A 16,377-nucleotide genomic window follows, 5' to 3' on the forward strand; every position below is an offset into this window, starting at 1 on the left:
GGGCCCGCCCGCCGCTCAGAGCACTTCCAGCCGGGCGTACTGGCTGACCAGCCACTTGCTGCCGGCGCCGTCGAAATTGATCTGCAAGCGCGCATTGGGCCCCTGGCCCTCAAAATGCAGAATCGTGCCCTCGCCGAATTTGGGGTGCATCACGCGCATCCCGAGGCGATAGCCGCCCACCTCTTCACCGCGCACAGGGCTGCCACTGGACACTGCCACCGGCCGCGCCATGCCGCCTCGCATGCGCACCTCTTCCACCAGCGCGGGCGGGATTTCGCGCAAAAACCGCGAGGGCGCGTTCAGGGTTTCATTGCCGTGCAGGCGCCGGCTCTCGGCGTAGGTCAGGTATAGCTGGCGCATGGCGCGGGTGATGCCCACATAACAAAGCCGCCGCTCCTCCGCCAGCCGGCCCGGCTCATCGGCCGACATCTGGTGCGGGAACAGCCCTTCTTCCATGCCGGCCATGAACACCACCGGAAACTCCAGACCCTTGGCCGAGTGCAGCGTCATCATCTGTACGGCATCATCGTGCTCACCTGCCTGCCCCTCGCCGGCCTCCAGCGCCGCATGATCCAGGAAGGCGAGCAGCACATCGGCGCCATCTTCCACATCTTCATCGCCGAATTGCCGGGTGGCAGTCACCAGCTCGCGCAGGTTTTCCACCCTTTGCTGGCCTTTCTCGCCCTTCTCGTTGGCATGAAATTCCAGCAGGCCGGAGGCCGCGAGCATGTGCTCGGTGCGCTCCCACAGTGCCAGGCCCTCGGTCTCTTTTGTCAGCCGTTCGATCAGCCCGACGAACACGCCCAGCGCGCTCGCTGCCCGACCGGGTAGCGAGCCGTCGCTGATCATCTGGATGATCGTGCGCCACATGCTCTGATTGGTCTGCCGGGCGCGCTCGCGCACGGCTTCCAGTGTCTTTTCGCCGATCCCGCGCGTGGGGGTGTTCACCACCCGCTCGAATGCCGCATCGGCATCGCGGTTGACCAGCAGGCGCAGATAGCTCAGCGCATTGCGGATCTCCGCACGCTCGAAAAACCGCTGGCCGCCGTAGATGCGATAAGCAATGCCCGCTTGCAGGAACGCCTCTTCCAGCACCCGCGACTGGGCGTTGGAGCGATACAGCACCGCCATCTCGCTGCGAACGAGCCCGTCTTGCTGAAGCTTTTGCACCCGTGCGGCAATAAAGCGTGCTTCATCCACTTCATTGAAGCCGCTGTAGACACGGATCGGCTCGCCCTCGCTGATCTCCGTCCACAGCTCCTTGCCCAGCCGGTCGCTGTTGTAGGAGATGACGGCGTTGGCGGCTTGCAAGATAGTGCCGGTGGAGCGGTAGTTCTGCTCCAGCCGGATCGTGCGCAGGCCGTCGAAATCCCGGGCCAGGCGCTGGATGTTTTCGATCTTGGCGCCGCGCCAGCCATAGATGGCCTGATCATCGTCACCGACGATGGTGACGGCGCTACCGCCGCCGGCCAGCAGTTGCAGCCAGGCATACTGGATGGCGTTGGTATCCTGGAATTCGTCCACCAGAATATGGCGGAAACGCCGCTGATAGTGGCCACGCAGCTCGTCGTTATCGCGGATCAGCTCCAGCGCCCGCAACAGCAACTCGTTGAAATCCACCAGCCCGCCCCGGGCACAGGCCTCTTCGTAGGTGGTATAGATCTTCTGCATGGTCTGGAGGAACAGATCGCCCCCCGGCTCCATGTGGGCGGCACGCAGGCCCTCATCTTTCTGGCTGTTGATAAACCACTGCGCCTGGCGCGCCGGCCAGCGCTGTTCATCCAGCCCCAGCTCGCGAAGGGTGCGCTTCACCAGCCGCAACTGATCGTCGGAATCGAGAATCGTGAAGCCGTCCGGCAGCCCGGCTTCCTGCCAGTGGGCGCGCAACAGGCGGTGGGCAATGCCGTGAAAAGTGCCCACCCACATGCCCGAGGCCGGCATCCGCAGCAGCTGTTCGATACGCCCGCGCATCTCGGCGGCCGCCTTGTTGGTGAAGGTGACGGCCAGAATGCCGTACGGCGATGCCTGCTCGGTGGCGACCAGAAAGGCGATACGATGTACCAGCACGCGGGTTTTGCCGGAACCGGCACCGGCCAACACCAGCAGATACGGGTCATCCGCCGCCACCGCATCGCGTTGCGCCGGATTGAGCCCGTCGAGAAGTTCGTCTAGAAGGTCTGTCGCATCATTCATGGGGCAGGGATTCTAGCCGGTTATTGGTGCAGCGTCGCCCCGCCGGCAGCCGGGGCGGACCAGGGTCACGCTACCGACATTTTGATGCCCGCCGGGGTTGCGGCTGGCGCAAAGCATGATTTACTGACATAACTGCAAGTTAAAGTGCCACTATTCGACAACAACAGGCCGCCCCTCACATGGCCAGGCACCACAAGAAGCCGAGGGGCCGTTGATGAACATGACGCGGGAAGGGGGATGCGTGTCGACTGATTCCAGGCATTCATCGCCAGCGGGGGAGCGCTTCGGCAGCTCGGCCCGGCTGCTGGTGCAGGCTTTGCCAGCACTGAACATTGCCGAGCCCATCGCCGCCTGGCTGCTGGTATGGCTCTACCGAGGCGCCGCCACGCCACTGTGGCAACTGCTCGCCTGGGCGGCGCTGGTGTCCGCAGTCGCTTGCCTGAGAGCGCTGGCGATCCGCCGGCTGCGCCAGCCAGAGATATCCATCGCACGCTTGCGGGGCCTGCACCGGTACCTCATGTGGGCGCTGGCCATCAATGGTGCGCTGTTTGGAGCAGCGCTGGTATGGCTGAACCCCGCTTCCGCGATACTGCTGCCCGATTACGCCGCGACCCAGACTCTGGCCGCCACACTGGTGCTTGGCCTGACCGTCATCGTGATCGCCTGCGCTGCGGTATATCCTACCGGCGCTCTGACGTATACGCTGGCAGCGCTGCTACCGCTCGCCCTGCATCTGTGGTTCGCCTCGCCCGCTTTTCAAGGAGCGGCGCTGGCGCTGGGGCTGTACCTGGTCTGTACTATGCTGGCCATACAGCGCCTTTATCAGAGCATTGGCGGCACCCTGGGGCTGGCGCTCCGCAACCGGGCGCTGTATCGCCGCCTTGCCGCCACCCGTGCCGAAGCGCAAAGCCTTGGCAAAAAACTGGCGCAAGAGATCGAAGAGCGCCGGCAGGCACGCGAGCGTTTGCAGCAATCCCGCGAACAGCTCGAAAGTACTGTGCGCGAGCGCACCCGGGAGCTGGAGCAGATGAACGCACAGCTCATCGCCACCAGCCAGCGGCTGCAGCTGGCATTGGAAGCCAGCAACATTTGCCTGTGGGACTGGGATCTGGTGTCCGGCGAAACCTTCAATTCCAATTTTGCCCGGCTGCTGGGCTTTGACGGCGAGCCGACCGGCAATCTGGTCGATGACCTGCGCACGCAAGTGCACCCGGATGATTTTCTACTGATCCGGAAAGCGATGGTCGCGCACTTCAAGGGGCTCACCAATCAGTATCAGGTGGTTTACCGCATGCGCCACGCGGATGGCCGCTGGCACTGGATCGAAGACGAAGGCCGCGTAGTGGCGCGCACACCGCAGGGGCGGGCCGCAAGAATGATCGGCACCCGGCGGGATATCACCGAAGACCGCGAAGCGCGAGAGCAATTCCGGCTGGCGGCCACGGTGTTTGAAAATGCCTCCGAGGGCATTTTCATCTTCGACCCGGCGTTCCGCTTCCTCACGGTCAACGATTGCTTTACCCGCATCACGGGCTACCTCGACAAGGAGGTGCTGGGCCATTCGGTGATGGAAATCGGCAACATGCCGGAAAACGAAAAGCTCTACCACGATATTCACGCCGCGCTCCAGGTGGAGGGCTTCTGGGAAGGCGAACTGATGGAGCGGCGCAAAAGTGGCGAGCGCTATCCCGAGTGGCTACAGATCAGCGCGGTATACGATGAATCCGGGCGGCTGACTCACTATGTGGGCATGTTCTCCGATCTGACCGCACGCAAGGAAGCCGAGGAGCGCGTGCAGTTTCTCTCCAATTTCGATCGCCTCACCGGCTTTGCCAACCGCAACCAGTTCCGCGAGCGATTACAGCGTTCGCTCACGCTGGCCCGACTGAATCGCAAAAAAGTAGCACTGGTATTTCTTGATCTGGATCGCTTTCGCCCGATCAATGATTCGCTCGGCCACGAAGTCGGCGATCGCTTGCTGAAACTGGCCGCCGAGCGCCTGCGCGGCTGTGGTTTCAAGGAAGAACAGCTGGCCCGTGTCGGCGGTGATGAATTCACCTTGATCATCGAGCATTACGACGACCCGGCCAGCCTTGAGCAGGCCTGCGCAAAACTCATCAATGCCATGCGCCGGCCGTTTCATTTTGATCAGCATGAGCTGCTGCTGGGCGCCAGCGTGGGGATCAGCGTATTCCCCGATACCGCGCAGGATATACAGACACTGATCAATCAGGCTGATCTGGCCATGCATCAGGCAAAGCGTGCCGGTGGCAACAATTTCCAGTTTTATTCCAGCGATATGCGCGTCGCTTCCGTGGAGCAGCTGGCGCTGGAAACCAGCTTGCGCAAAGCGATTTTCAAGAACGAATTCGTGGTGCATTACCAACCGAAAATGGATCTGGCACGCAATCGCATCACCTCGGCAGAGGCATTGGTGCGCTGGCAGCACCCGACCATGGGCCTGTTGCCGCCAAAGGATTTTATTCCGCTGGCGGAGGAAACCGGCCTGATCAGTGCCATTGGCGAGCTGGTACTGGAGCGCTCCTGCCGCCAAGCAATGCAGTGGCACGAACGCGGGCTGGGCGATATCTGCATTTCCGTGAATTTGTCCGCGCACCAGTTCCGCAAGGGCAATGTGCTGGAGATTATAGATCGGGTGCTGCGCACCACCGGCCTGCCGGCACAGTTGCTTGAGCTGGAGCTGACGGAGAGCCTGATCATGGAAGATCTGGATAAAAATATCGCGCTGCTTCGGGAGCTGCGGGCACGCGGTATCTCACTGTCGCTGGATGATTTCGGCACCGGTTATTCATCACTGAGTTACCTCAAGCGCTTTCCCATCGACACGCTCAAGATCGACCGCTCGTTCATTACCGAGCTGGATCAGAATCAGGACGACGCCGCGATCACACGCGCCATTATCGACATGGCGCACAGCCTGAACTTGCGGGTGGTGGCCGAAGGAGTGGAAACCGAATCTCACCTGGAAATTCTGCGCGACATGGGTTGCGACAGTATTCAGGGCTTTCTGGTCAGCCGGCCGGTGCCGGCACCGGAGCTGCTGGCACTGCTGGAGACGCAGCGTCAGGCGCGGGCCTGACGGCGCTCAGGCCGTCTGGAAATCCAGTGGATGGATGTGGTCCAGGTTCAGCGTGCTTGCGGCTACCCAGAGGTCGCATTGATCCTGCATCGCCAGCCAGCTTTCCGGGGAACGCCCCAGCACGCGGGCAAGCCGCAGCGCCATCTCCGGGCTGATCGCGCTATTGCTCTGGAGAACGCGTGACAAAGTGGACGCCGCCACATCCAGGTGTGCCGCCAGTTGCCGCTGACCCACACGGACCACCGATGCCTCGCCTGCCCTCTCAAACGATGCAAACGAAAACCGGGGAGGTCCATGTCATCAATACAGGCGGCGGTCTCCAACGCGGCCAATTGCAGACGCAATCGCTTGGCATGCGATTCCTGGATGCCGGCCTTGTTGCCTGAGCGATAGAACCGTAGCAGTCCCTTGTGACGGCTCGACTGAATCCTGTACACACCTTGGCATGTTGCGCACCACGCAACATGCCAAGGTGCGCAACCGGCTTTCAGAGCCCCAGCAACACCGTCGCCAGGCCAAAATAGATCATCACGCCACTGACATCGGCAATGGTGGTGATCAACGGTGTGCTGGCGGTGGCGGGGTCGAATTTCAGCCTGTCGAGCAGGAACGGCAAGCCCATGCCGATCAGGCTGCCGACCATGACCACCAGCACCATGGTCAGCGCCACCACCAGGGCGATATCCAGCCCGACACGAAAAATACCGACAATCATCACGGTGGCGGCCATGGTCAGCCCCAGGGCACCGGCTACCAGAATCTCGCGCCCGAGCAGCTTGCCCCAGTCACGGGCAGTCACATCACCGGTGGCCAGGCCGCGCACCATCAGCGTGGCTGACTGGGCGCCCGCGTTCCCGGCACTCGCCACCAGCAGCGGCATGAAAAACAACAGCGCGATGTGCGCAGAGATGGTTTCCTCGAAGAATGCGATCCCCGCGCCGGTGAAAATATTGCCGAACACCAGCACCACCAGCCAATGCACTCGCGAGCGATACAAGGACAGCGGCGAGGCGTCACGCAGGCTGGTTTCCAGGCGGCCGACGGTGGCGCCCTTGTGCATGTCTTCGGTGGCTTCGGCTTCCGCAACATCCATGGCGTCGTCGTAGGTCACGATGCCCACCAGCGTGTTGTCACTATTGAGGATCGGCAACGCCAGCAAGTCATAACGGGAGATCAGCCGGGCGACTTCTTCTTGTGGCGCCTTCACATCGGCGGCGACCACGTCGCGCTCCATCAGATCATCCACCTTCGCCGATGGCACCGCGAGAATCAGTTGCCGCAGCGAGATCACGCCCTGGAGCCGGTGGTCTTGATCCAGGACAAATGCCTGATAGATGGTTTCCTTGTCGGGCGCGGTCAGGCGCAGGGTTTCCAGCGCGGCGGCCACGGAAAGCCCGGCTGACACAGAGGCATAATCGGAGGTCATCAGCGCGCCAGCGGTGCCCTCTTCATAGCTCGCCAGGCGGCGCAGATCTTCCCGCTCCTTGCGCGCCAGACGGGTAAACAACCGCCGCCGTATCGCATCATCGAGCACCTTGAACAGATCCGCTCGTTCATCGGATGGCATTTTCGTGACCATCGCCGTGAGCGCATCCGGCGGCAGCCGCGAGGCAATTTGTTGCTGCATTTGCAGCGACAGATAACCGAAGGTTTCAGCCCGCTTTTCCAGCGGCAACGCCATCAGCAGCTCGACTTCAAGCTCGGGCCGAACCTGCTGGATAAAATCCGCCACATCAGCCGGATTCAATTCTGCAGCACGTTCGGCAATGGCCTCCCGTTCATCACGGGCGACAGCATCGTTTAGCGCACGAACAAGTTCTTCAACGGTCATGGCTCGCCTCTCTACACACTGTGAGAGCGTGCGGCGAGCCTGCGGGCGTCAGCGCCGAGGCAGGGGCAGCACACGCTCCGCGGCAGCGCGGATTGCGTTGGTTGCTGGATAAGGTCGACTGGACGGGTCCATAAATCTGTTTAAGCAGTTTGGGCGTGCGAACCTTAATGGAGAACGGATAACGGAGCAACCGGGCCAGCAAGGGACTGAGGCAATTTCATGCTTGTCCGGCGGCCGGGCATCAGACGGGCCCGGACGGCTGCACCCGCGTCACGATACGGCGCCCAAAGCGCCGCCCGCGCCGGGATTCGATCCGGCACCATCGCGCTGAACGTCAGCTCTGACAATTTGCACGCAACATGGCGAACGATCCGGGCTCAAGGCCGGGCAGGCTCGGGCGGCCTGGTAATGCGCTCGATCACCGGATCACCCACCTGCCAGCCGCCACCCAGCACAGCCGCCAGCTGTGCAGCGGCCTGGAGCTGATCGCTGATGATGTTCAGCCGGGCGCGGCGGGCATCGAGCGTCAGGTTTTGCGCGTTGGCAACTTCCAGAAATGTGACCATGCCGGCGCGATAGCGATTGTTGATGACGCGCTCGTTTTCCTCCGCCAGCTCGATCAGCGCCTCCTGCTGTGTGGCTTTTTCCGCGAGAATCTGGAGCGCGGCCAGCGCATCTTCCACGTCGCGCAGGCTGTCGAGCACGGTCTGGCGATAATTTGCCACATGTTCATCGTACTGCGCCACGGCGATATCGCGGGTGGCGCGGCGGCGGCCGCCATCGAACAGGGTCAGCGCCAGCGACGGGCCAACCGACCAGACACGCTGGGGGGCGTCGAACAGCCCGGAAAACGTATCGTCCTGCACGGCGCCGAAGGCGCTCAGGGTCAGATCCGGCAGCCAGGCAGTTTCGGCCACGCCGATGCGGGCATTGGCGGCGGCCACGCGGCGCTCGGCGATCACTACATCCGGGCGCCGGGCAATCAGCACCGAAGGCAGCGCAGCGGGCAGCACCGGCAGTGCCGGCAAGGTGTCGGAATCCGGCAGCCCGAATGCCACCGGCGCCACGCCGAGCAAGGCGGCCAGGGCGTTTTCTTCCTGGGCGCGCTGGCGTTGCAGATCGTACATTTGCGTGCGCAGGGATTGCCGCTGGGTTTCTGCCTGGATCACATCCGAGCGCGACACGATACCGGCGTTGTACTGGTTACGCGTCAGCTGGGCGGAGCGGTCGAACGCCTCGATGCTCTGCTCAAGAATCTCACGCTGCTGATCCAGCGTGCGCAGGCGAATGTAGCCCTGCGCCAGCGCTACCTGCATGGTCAGCCGCACGCCGGCCATATCGGCGGCGCTGGCGGCCAGCCCGGCGCGCTCTGCTTCCACTTGTCGCCGCACGCGGCCCCACAGATCTGGTGCCCAGCTGATATCCAGCCGGCCGGTGAACAGCTCCGAGGCGCTGCTGTTGTTACCACCACTGCGCGTGCCGCCCACTGTCGCGGAAAGCTGCGGGCTGTAGTCGCCGCGCGCCAGTCGCCACTGCGCCTCTGCGGCGCGAAAGCGGGCCTCGGCCTGCGCCAGTGTCTGGCTGGCCTGATCGGCTTCGCGGATCAGGTAGGTGAGCGTCGGGTCATCAAAGCTTTCCCACCAGGTGCCCTGCGCCAGCCAGGGCTGCTCGGGCATGGTGCGCCAGCCATCCTGATAACGAAACTGCTCGGGCATGGCAGTGTCGGGCACGCGATAATCCGGCCCGGCAGTGCAACCCGCCAGTAGCATCAGGCTCAGCAGGGGGGCGGAAAAACGCAGGCGGTGTATCAGGGCGTTCATGGCGATGCCTCGGGTGCAAGCGTGCTGCGCAGCGCCACGCGCTGGCGCAACATTTCAAGGTAGAGATAAATGACCGGCGTAGTGTAGAGCGTCAGCAACTGGCTCAAGGCCAGGCCGCCGACGATGGTGATGCCCAGCGGGCGGCGCAGCTCGGCGCCTTCACCAAAACCCATCACCAGCGGCACGGCGCCAAGCAAGCCGGCAAGGTTGGTCATCAGGATAGGCCGCAGCCGCAGCAGCGCGGCCTGCCGGATCGCCGCCAGCGGCGTGCGCCCCTGGCGCTGGGCAGACAACGCAAAATCAATCATCAGGATGGCATTTTTCATGACGATGCCGATCAACAGGAACAACCCGAGCAGCGCAATCAGGCTGAACGGCGTGCCGCTCATTCTCAGCGCCAGCAGCGCGCCCACGCCCGCAGAGGGCAAGGTGGAGAGAATCGTCAGCGGATGCAGCAGGCTTTCATAGAGCATCCCCAACACCATATACACGGCCAGCAAAACGGCCAGCAGCAACAGCGGCTGGCTCAGGCTGCCTTCAAAGTTCGGCCGCCCGGAGCCGGGGCCGGCGTACACACTGGTGGGCAGCATGATGTCGTTGAGCGCTTGCTGGATAGCTGCCTCCGCCTGATAAAGCGTGACACCTTCTGCCAGCCCGTAGCCAATGCCGACGGAGGCAAACTGTGCATCGTGCCGCACGCGGTCGTTGGTCAGCCCGTAATCCCAGCTGGCAAAGGTGGAGAGCGGTACGCGGGCGCCATCGGCGGTCGATACTTCCAGTTGTTGCAGCACGGACGGCTGCTCGGTATAGCGCGGCAACAGCTCCATCACCACACGATACTGGTTCAGCTCATCGTAAAGCGTTGCCACTTGCCGTTGCGAAAACGAGTTGTTCAGTACCGAGGCGATGGTGGCCATGTCCACGCCACGCTGGCGCGCAGCTTCACGGTCGATATGCAGCTGCACTTGCTGCGCATCTTCATCACCCACGGATTGCACATCGACCAGCTCGGGCAATTTTTCCATTGCTGCGGAGGCGCGGCGTGACCAGATATCAAGCTCCGCCAGAGAATCGGAGCGCAATACCAGTTCATGATCGCTGCGGCTGAACGCCGAGCCGAGGAAAATATCCTGATCGACCATCAGGAACATGCGCCCGCCCGGCACAATGGGCGATTGCGCACGCAGGCGATTTACCACATCCTGCGCCGAGACGCCGCGCTCGGACAACGGCTTGAGATTGATCGTCAACTGCGCATTGGTCAGGCCGCGATCGCCACCGCTAGTGCCGGTGACATCCTGAACCGCCGGATCAGCCATGATCAGTTGCCGGAATACTTCGATCTTCGGCTGCATCAGCTGAAATGAAAAACCATCATCGCCACGCACAAAACCACGGATCTGCCCGGTATCCTGCTGGGGCAAGGTGGTTTTCGGAATATCCACATACAGATAGCCGTTGACGCCGATCACCGCGAGCAATGTCAGCAGCGTCACCAGCCGGTGGCGTAGCGCCCAATCGAGGCTGCCGGCGTAGGCGCGCTGCAACGAGGCAAACAATTGCTCGCTGCGCCGTGCCAGCACCGAGGGCGCGGTGGTGGCTTTGTCTTTCAACCACAGCGCACACAGGCTGGGCGTCAGGGTGACGGACACCAGCAACGAGATGATGATGGCGGCGGCCAGCGTAATCGAAAATTCCCGGAACAGCCGCTCGACCACACCGCCCATGAACAGGATCGACACGAACACCACCACCAGCGCGACGTTCATCGCCAGCAAGGTGAAGCCTACTTCCCGCGTACCCTGCACCGCCGCCTGCATTGGTGACAAGCCATCGCTGATATGCCGCTGGATATTTTCCAGCACCACGATGGCATCATCGACCACCAGCCCGGCGGCAATGATCAGCGCCATCAGCGATAGATTGTTGAGCGAGAAACCGTAGAAATACATCACCACGAAGCAGCCGATCAGCGACACCGGAATTGCGGCGGTGGGAATCAGCGCCGAGCGTGCGCTGCCGAGAAACAGCCACACCACCAGCACCACCAGTGCCACGGCGATCAGCAGTGTCGCCTGGGCATCGCGCAGGGTGGCACGGATACCGGGCGAGCGATCCATCACCACGGTCAGCTCGGCATCGGCGGGCATCAGCGCGTGCAGCGCCGGCAGCTGCTCGTAGATGGCATCAATGGTGCGCATGATGTTGGCGCCCGGCTGGCGGTTCACTTGCAGGATTACCGCCGGGCGCTCGTTGTGAAAACCACTGCTGTATCGGTTTTCCACCGAGTCCGTGACCACCGCTACATCCTGCAAGCGCACCACGGCGCCGTTCTCGTGGCGGATCACCAGTTGCTGGAAATCACTGGCGCGACGCAACATGCCGCTGGTGCGAATTTCCCAGCGATGGCGTTCGTCTTCCACCAGCCCCAGCGGCCGCAGGGCATTGGCCTCGCTGATGGCGTTGCGCACGTCATCCAGCGCGATGCCACGGTGCAGCAGCGCGGCCGGATCAAGCTGCACGCGCACCGCCGGCAGCGATGCGCCGGAAACGCTCACCTCGCCGACACCGCTGATCTGCGCCAGTTTCTGCGACAGGATGGTGGCGGCGGCATCATACAGTTCGCTTGGTGCCAGATTCGGCGAGCTCAAGGCCAGCCCCATGATCGGCGCCTGGGACGGATTCACTTTGCGATACTGCGGATTGCCGGGCATACCGGCGGGCAACTGGCTGCGCGCTGCATTGATCGCCGCCTGCACATCGCGGGCGGCGTCATTGAGATCCCGCCCCAGCTCGAATTGCAGCACGATCTGGGTGGCACCCTGGTTGCTTGATGAGGTGATTGCGGTGACGCCGGCAATGCTGCCCAGAGCACGCTCAAGCGGCGTGGCGACGGTGGCCGCCATGCTTTCCGGGCTGGCACCGGGCAGGCTGGCGCTCACGGTGATGATCGGGAAATCAATTTGCGGCAACGGCGCCACCGGCAGCAGCCGGTAGGTGAGCAGGCCGGTGAGCACCACCGCCAGCGCCAGCAGCGCGGTGGCCACCGGCCGGTGGATGAACGCCCGCGCCGGGTTCATGGCAGCGCCCCGGCCTCGCCCGCCGTGGTGCGTGCGCGGCGGCGCGTCAGGCGATCAAAGAGCAGATAAACCACGGGCGTGGTGAACAGCGTCAGCACCTGGCTGACCAGCAACCCGCCCACCATCACCAGCCCCAATGGCTGGCGCAGCTCGGCGCCGGAGCCGCTGGCCAGCATCAGTGGCACGGCGCCGAACAGCGCCGCCAGCGTGGTCATCAGGATCGGCCGGAAACGCAGCAGCGCGGCGCGGTGGATCGCCTGCCGGGGCGCCATGCCCTGATTGCGCTGCGCATCCAGCGCAAAATCCACCATCATGATGCCGTTTTTCTTGACCAGGCCGATCAGCAGTACCACCCCGATCACGGCAATCAGATCCAGCGGCCGGCCGGTGATCAGTAGCGCCAGCAAGGCGCCCACGGTGGCCGAAGGCAAGGTAGAAAGAATCGTGATCGGATGGATGGTGCTCTCGTAGAGCACGCCAAGCACGATATACATGGTCAGGATCGCCGCCAGAATCAGCCACAGCGTGTTCGCCAGTGACGAGCGGAACGATTCGGCCGCGCCCTGAAAACGGCTTTCGATTTCCGCCGGCAGGCCAAGCTCCGCCTGCACCTGCTCGATGGCGTCCACAGCACTGCCGAGGGAAGCGCCGGCACCGAGATTGAACGAGATTGTCGCCGAGGGAAACTGCCCCTGGTGGCTGATCAGCAACGCCGCCGGCCGCTGGCTGACGCGGGCGACACTGGCCAGTTGCACCGGCCCGGCGGGCGACGGCACATATGTGGTCTGCAAGGCGCTCAGGCCATCGGCATGAGCAGGATCGACTTCCAGTACCACACGGTATTGATTCGCCTGAGTAAACAGCGTCGCGATCTGGCGCTGGCCGAACGCGTTTTGCAAGGCGCTGGCAATGGCGCTGACACTGACGCCCAGCCGCGCAGCGGCATCACGGTCGATATCCACATACGCCTGGCGGCCGTCAAATTGCAGATCCGATGCCACATCGGCCAGCTCCGGTCGCGCTTGCAAGGCATCGATCAACAGCGGCACCCATTCGTTCAAGGTGGCGCTGTCGGGCGTGGTCAGGCTGAACTGGTATTGTGTGCGGCTGACGCGATCCTCGATGCTCAATTCCTGCACCGGCTGGAACCACGCCTGGATGCCCTGCACGGTCGCGGCTCGTTCACGCAGGCGATCCATGATCACCAGCGCCGATTCGCTGCGCTCGCCGTGCGGCGGCAGATTGATGAACATCCGGCCGCTGTTGAGGGTGCTGTTGGTTTCATCCACGCCGATGAACGACGACAGGCTGGCGATCGCCGGATCATCCAGCAGCGCTTCTGCCAGCGCCTGCTGGCGCTCGCTCATGGTGGCGAACGACACCGTTTGCGGCGCTTCGGTGACCACCTGGATGACGCCGCTGTCCTGCACCGGGAAAAAGTCTTTTTGCACCATAGTGTACATCACGCCGGTCAGCGCAATGGTGCCCAGCAACACCATCAAGGTGGCCGTTTGTCGCGCCAGCACCCAATCAAGCATGTCTCCATAGCGGTGGATCACGCGATTCATCAGGCTCGGCGCCTGCTCATCGTGAGTGGGCGGCTTGTCCAGCATGCGCGCGCTCATCATCGGCGTGAGCGTCAGCGATACCACCAGCGAGATCATGATGGCCACCGCCAGCGTCACGGCAAATTCGTGGAACAGACGGCCTACCACATCGCCCATGAACAACAGCGGAATCAGCACCGCCACCAGCGAGAAGGTGAGCGAGATCAGGGTAAAGCCGATTTCGCTGGCCCCTTTCAATGCAGCATCCATTTTCGACAGGCCCTGCTCCCGATGCCGGGCAATATTTTCCAGCATCACGATGGCGTCATCGACCACAAAGCCGGTGGCAATGGTGAGCGCCATCAGGCTCAGGTTGTTGATCGAGAAGCCGGCCAGATACATGAACGCAAAAGTGCCGACCAGCGACAACGGCACCGCCACACCGGGAATCAGTGTGGCGGGTATGTTGCGCAGGAACACGAACGTCACCAGCACCACCAGCGTGATCGCAAACAGCAGCTCTTTTTGCACATCCCGCACGGCGGCGCGAATGCTTTGTGTGCGATCGGTCAGCACCGTCACATCCACTGACGCGGGCATGGTGGCGACCAGCTGGGGCAACAGTGTGCGCACACTGTCAGCTACCTCGATGACGTTGGCACCCGGCTGGCGCTGCACATTCAACAGCACCGCCGGTTGGGTATCGGCCCAGGCGGCCAGAAAACGGTTTTCCGCGCCGTCGATGATATTGGCCACATCGCCCAGCCGCAGCGGCGCGCCGTCCTGCCAGGCAAGAATCAGTGCGCGGTATTCCTCCACCGAGCGAATCTGATCATTAGCATCCAGCAGCGTTGTCCGCTGCGGGCCATCAAAGCTGCCTTTCGGTTGATTGACGTTGGTCGCGGCAATGGCACTGCGCACGTCCTCCAGGCTCAGATCGTAGGCGGCCAGCGCCGTGGGATTCACCTGCACGCGCAGCGCCGGGCGCTGCCCGCCAGCCAGCGTGACCATGCCGACACCGCCCAGCTGCGCCAGTTTCTGCGCCATGCGCGTATCCACCAGATCGTGCACCTCCGGCAGCGGCAGGCTTTCCGAGGTGATCGCCAGCGTCAGGATCGGCGCGTCCGCAGGGTTCACCTTGCGATAGATCGGCGGCGTCGGCAGATCATTGGGCAGCAGGTTGTCGGCGGTATTGAGTGCCGCTTGCACCTCCTGCTCGGCCACACCCAGATCGACTTCCAATGCAAATTGCAGCGTGATCACCGAGGCGCCGCCAGAGCTGGTGGAGGACATCTGCTTCAGGCCGGGGATTTGCCCCAAGCTGCGCTCCAGCGGTGCGGTAATGGTGCGTGCGGTAACATCCGGCCCCGCCCCCGGATGGAAGGTAAATACCTGGATGATCGGATAATCCACCTGCGGCAGTGCCGCCACCGGCAGCAGCCGCCAGGCCAGCAGCCCGGCCGCCAGCAGCGCCAGCATCAGCAGCGAGGTGGCAACCGGCCGCAGGATGAACGGGCGCGAGAGGCTGTTCATGCGCCCGCCGGGCGCTGCCGGGGCGCCGCCGCCGAGGCCGGTGCGCTGTCACCCTCCACCACGATCACATCACGGCCATCACGCAGGCGCTCCATGCCTTCCAGCACCACCGGCTCACCATCGGCCAACCCCTCCAGCACGGCGACACGGTCGCCGTCGATTGGCCCGAGCGTCACGGCGCGCAGGTAGGATTTGTTGTCCCGCAGCACATACACATACGTGCCACGGGAGCCATATTGCACCGCATCGGTGGGAATGGTGATCGCGTCCGGCAACGTGCGCAGGCGCAGGCGCACGTTCACGAACTGGTTGGGGAACAGCCGCGAATCGTCGTTGGCAAATTCGGCTTTCAGACGCAGGGTGCCGGTGGCAAGGTCGATCTGGTTATCCAGTGTCAGCAGGCGGCCGGTGGCGATGATCTGATCGCCGTTGCGATCCAGCGCCTCCACATTCAAGGTTTCGCCGCTGGCCAGCGCTGTGCGCACGCCATCAAGCTGTGCTTCCGGCACGGTGAACAGCACACCGATCGGCCGCATCTGGGTGATGCTGACCAGACCCTCGGTGTCGCCCGTGCTGACCAGGTTGCCGGGATCGATCCGGCGCAGGCCGAGGCGCCCATCAATCGGCGCCTCAATGCGCGTCCACGATAATTGCAGCCGGGCATTGTCGATTTGTGCCTGGTTCGCCTTGAGCGTGCCACGCAGCTGATTGACCAGCGCCACCTGCTGATTGAGCTGCTGGTGGGCAATGGAATCCTGCTCGTGCAAGCGCCGGTACAGCGCCAGATCTTTCTCGGCGCCGGCCAGCTGCGCCTGGTTCTGTTGATACTGGCCTTCGGCCTGGGCCAGTGCGACGCGGTATGGCTGCGGGTCAATCTCCGCCAGCAGCTCGCCGCGCGCCACTTCCGCACCTTCCTCGAACAGCACGCGAGTCAGTTCGCCTTCCACCCGGCTGCGCACGGTCACGGTGTTCAGCGGCGTGACCGTACCGATGGCCTTCACCTGCACGGCCAGGTCGCCGGCCACCGCCGGCACCACGCGCACCGCCACCGGCCCATCCCAGGCGCTGCGCGGCATCGGGCCGACCGGCGCCGATGGCGAGCGGGACAGCAAATACCACAAGCCACCCAGCAGCAGGATCAGCGCCAGCACCCACAACAGGCGGGCACGGGAAAACGGAGCAGAGCGAGTTTCAGGCATGGATTCGGCCACCGGCACATAAAGATGGAGCGCGGCCCGGAACCTGCCCACCCGTGCCGGCGATCCTGTAAAAG

At 63.3% G+C, this 16,377-nt stretch carries 8 protein-coding genes and 1 pseudogene; 1 reads left to right on the forward strand and 8 read right to left on the reverse strand.

What is annotated here, in order from left to right; all coding sequences use genetic code 11:
• Positions 1 to 15 precede the first annotated feature (15 nt).
• Positions 16 to 2,193, reverse strand: coding sequence for a DNA helicase II (uvrD, locus tag MU846_RS03970; RefSeq protein ID WP_246948658.1), 2,178 nt, complete (start codon positions 2,191 to 2,193; stop codon positions 16 to 18).
• Between the two features lie 241 nt (positions 2,194 to 2,434).
• On the opposite strand from uvrD, the gene MU846_RS03975 reads away from it, so the two are divergent.
• A complete protein-coding gene (locus tag MU846_RS03975) occupies positions 2,435 to 5,293 on the forward strand; it encodes an EAL domain-containing protein (protein ID WP_246948660.1) in 2,859 nt (952 codons plus the stop codon).
• Between the two features lie 6 nt (positions 5,294 to 5,299).
• Here MU846_RS03975 and MU846_RS03980 read toward each other — a convergent pair whose 3' ends face one another.
• The 7 genes and pseudogenes from MU846_RS03980 to MU846_RS04010 form a co-directional block, all read right to left on the reverse strand.
• Complete coding sequence (locus tag MU846_RS03980) at positions 5,300 to 5,536, reverse strand: HigA family addiction module antitoxin (RefSeq protein WP_246948663.1); 237 nt, start codon at positions 5,534 to 5,536, stop codon at positions 5,300 to 5,302.
• Between the two features lie 14 nt (positions 5,537 to 5,550).
• Positions 5,551 to 5,730: pseudogene (locus tag MU846_RS03985) on the reverse strand (type II toxin-antitoxin system RelE/ParE family toxin); the annotation flags it as partial.
• 50 nt (positions 5,731 to 5,780) lie between these two features.
• Positions 5,781 to 7,124 (reverse strand): magnesium transporter, encoded by a 1,344-nt coding sequence (mgtE, locus tag MU846_RS03990; RefSeq protein ID WP_246948669.1) that lies wholly within the window; start codon positions 7,122 to 7,124, stop codon positions 5,781 to 5,783.
• 377 nt (positions 7,125 to 7,501) lie between these two features.
• A complete protein-coding gene (locus MU846_RS03995) occupies positions 7,502 to 8,944 on the reverse strand; it encodes an efflux transporter outer membrane subunit (protein WP_246948671.1) in 1,443 nt (480 codons plus the stop codon).
• The gene (locus MU846_RS04000) at positions 8,941 to 12,024 is read right to left on the reverse strand and encodes an efflux RND transporter permease subunit (protein ID WP_246948673.1); all 3,084 of its coding nucleotides are present in this window, start codon (positions 12,022 to 12,024) and stop codon (positions 8,941 to 8,943) included. The genes MU846_RS03995 and MU846_RS04000 overlap by 4 nt, the downstream gene beginning before the upstream one ends.
• Positions 12,021 to 15,104 carry a multidrug efflux RND transporter permease subunit gene (locus MU846_RS04005; RefSeq protein ID WP_246948675.1) on the reverse strand — a complete coding sequence of 1,028 codons (3,084 nt, stop codon included), beginning with the start codon at positions 15,102 to 15,104 and terminating at the stop codon, positions 12,021 to 12,023. Before MU846_RS04005 ends, MU846_RS04000 begins: the two co-directional genes overlap by 4 nt.
• A complete protein-coding gene (locus tag MU846_RS04010) occupies positions 15,101 to 16,303 on the reverse strand; it encodes an efflux RND transporter periplasmic adaptor subunit (RefSeq protein WP_246948677.1) in 1,203 nt (400 codons plus the stop codon). Before MU846_RS04010 ends, MU846_RS04005 begins: the two co-directional genes overlap by 4 nt.
• Positions 16,304 to 16,377: the final 74 nt, after the last annotated feature.

Origin of the sequence: Alcanivorax quisquiliarum, from assembly GCF_023051175.1 — a bacterium.
Classification (GTDB): Bacteria; Pseudomonadota; Gammaproteobacteria; order Pseudomonadales; family Alcanivoracaceae; genus Isoalcanivorax; species Isoalcanivorax quisquiliarum.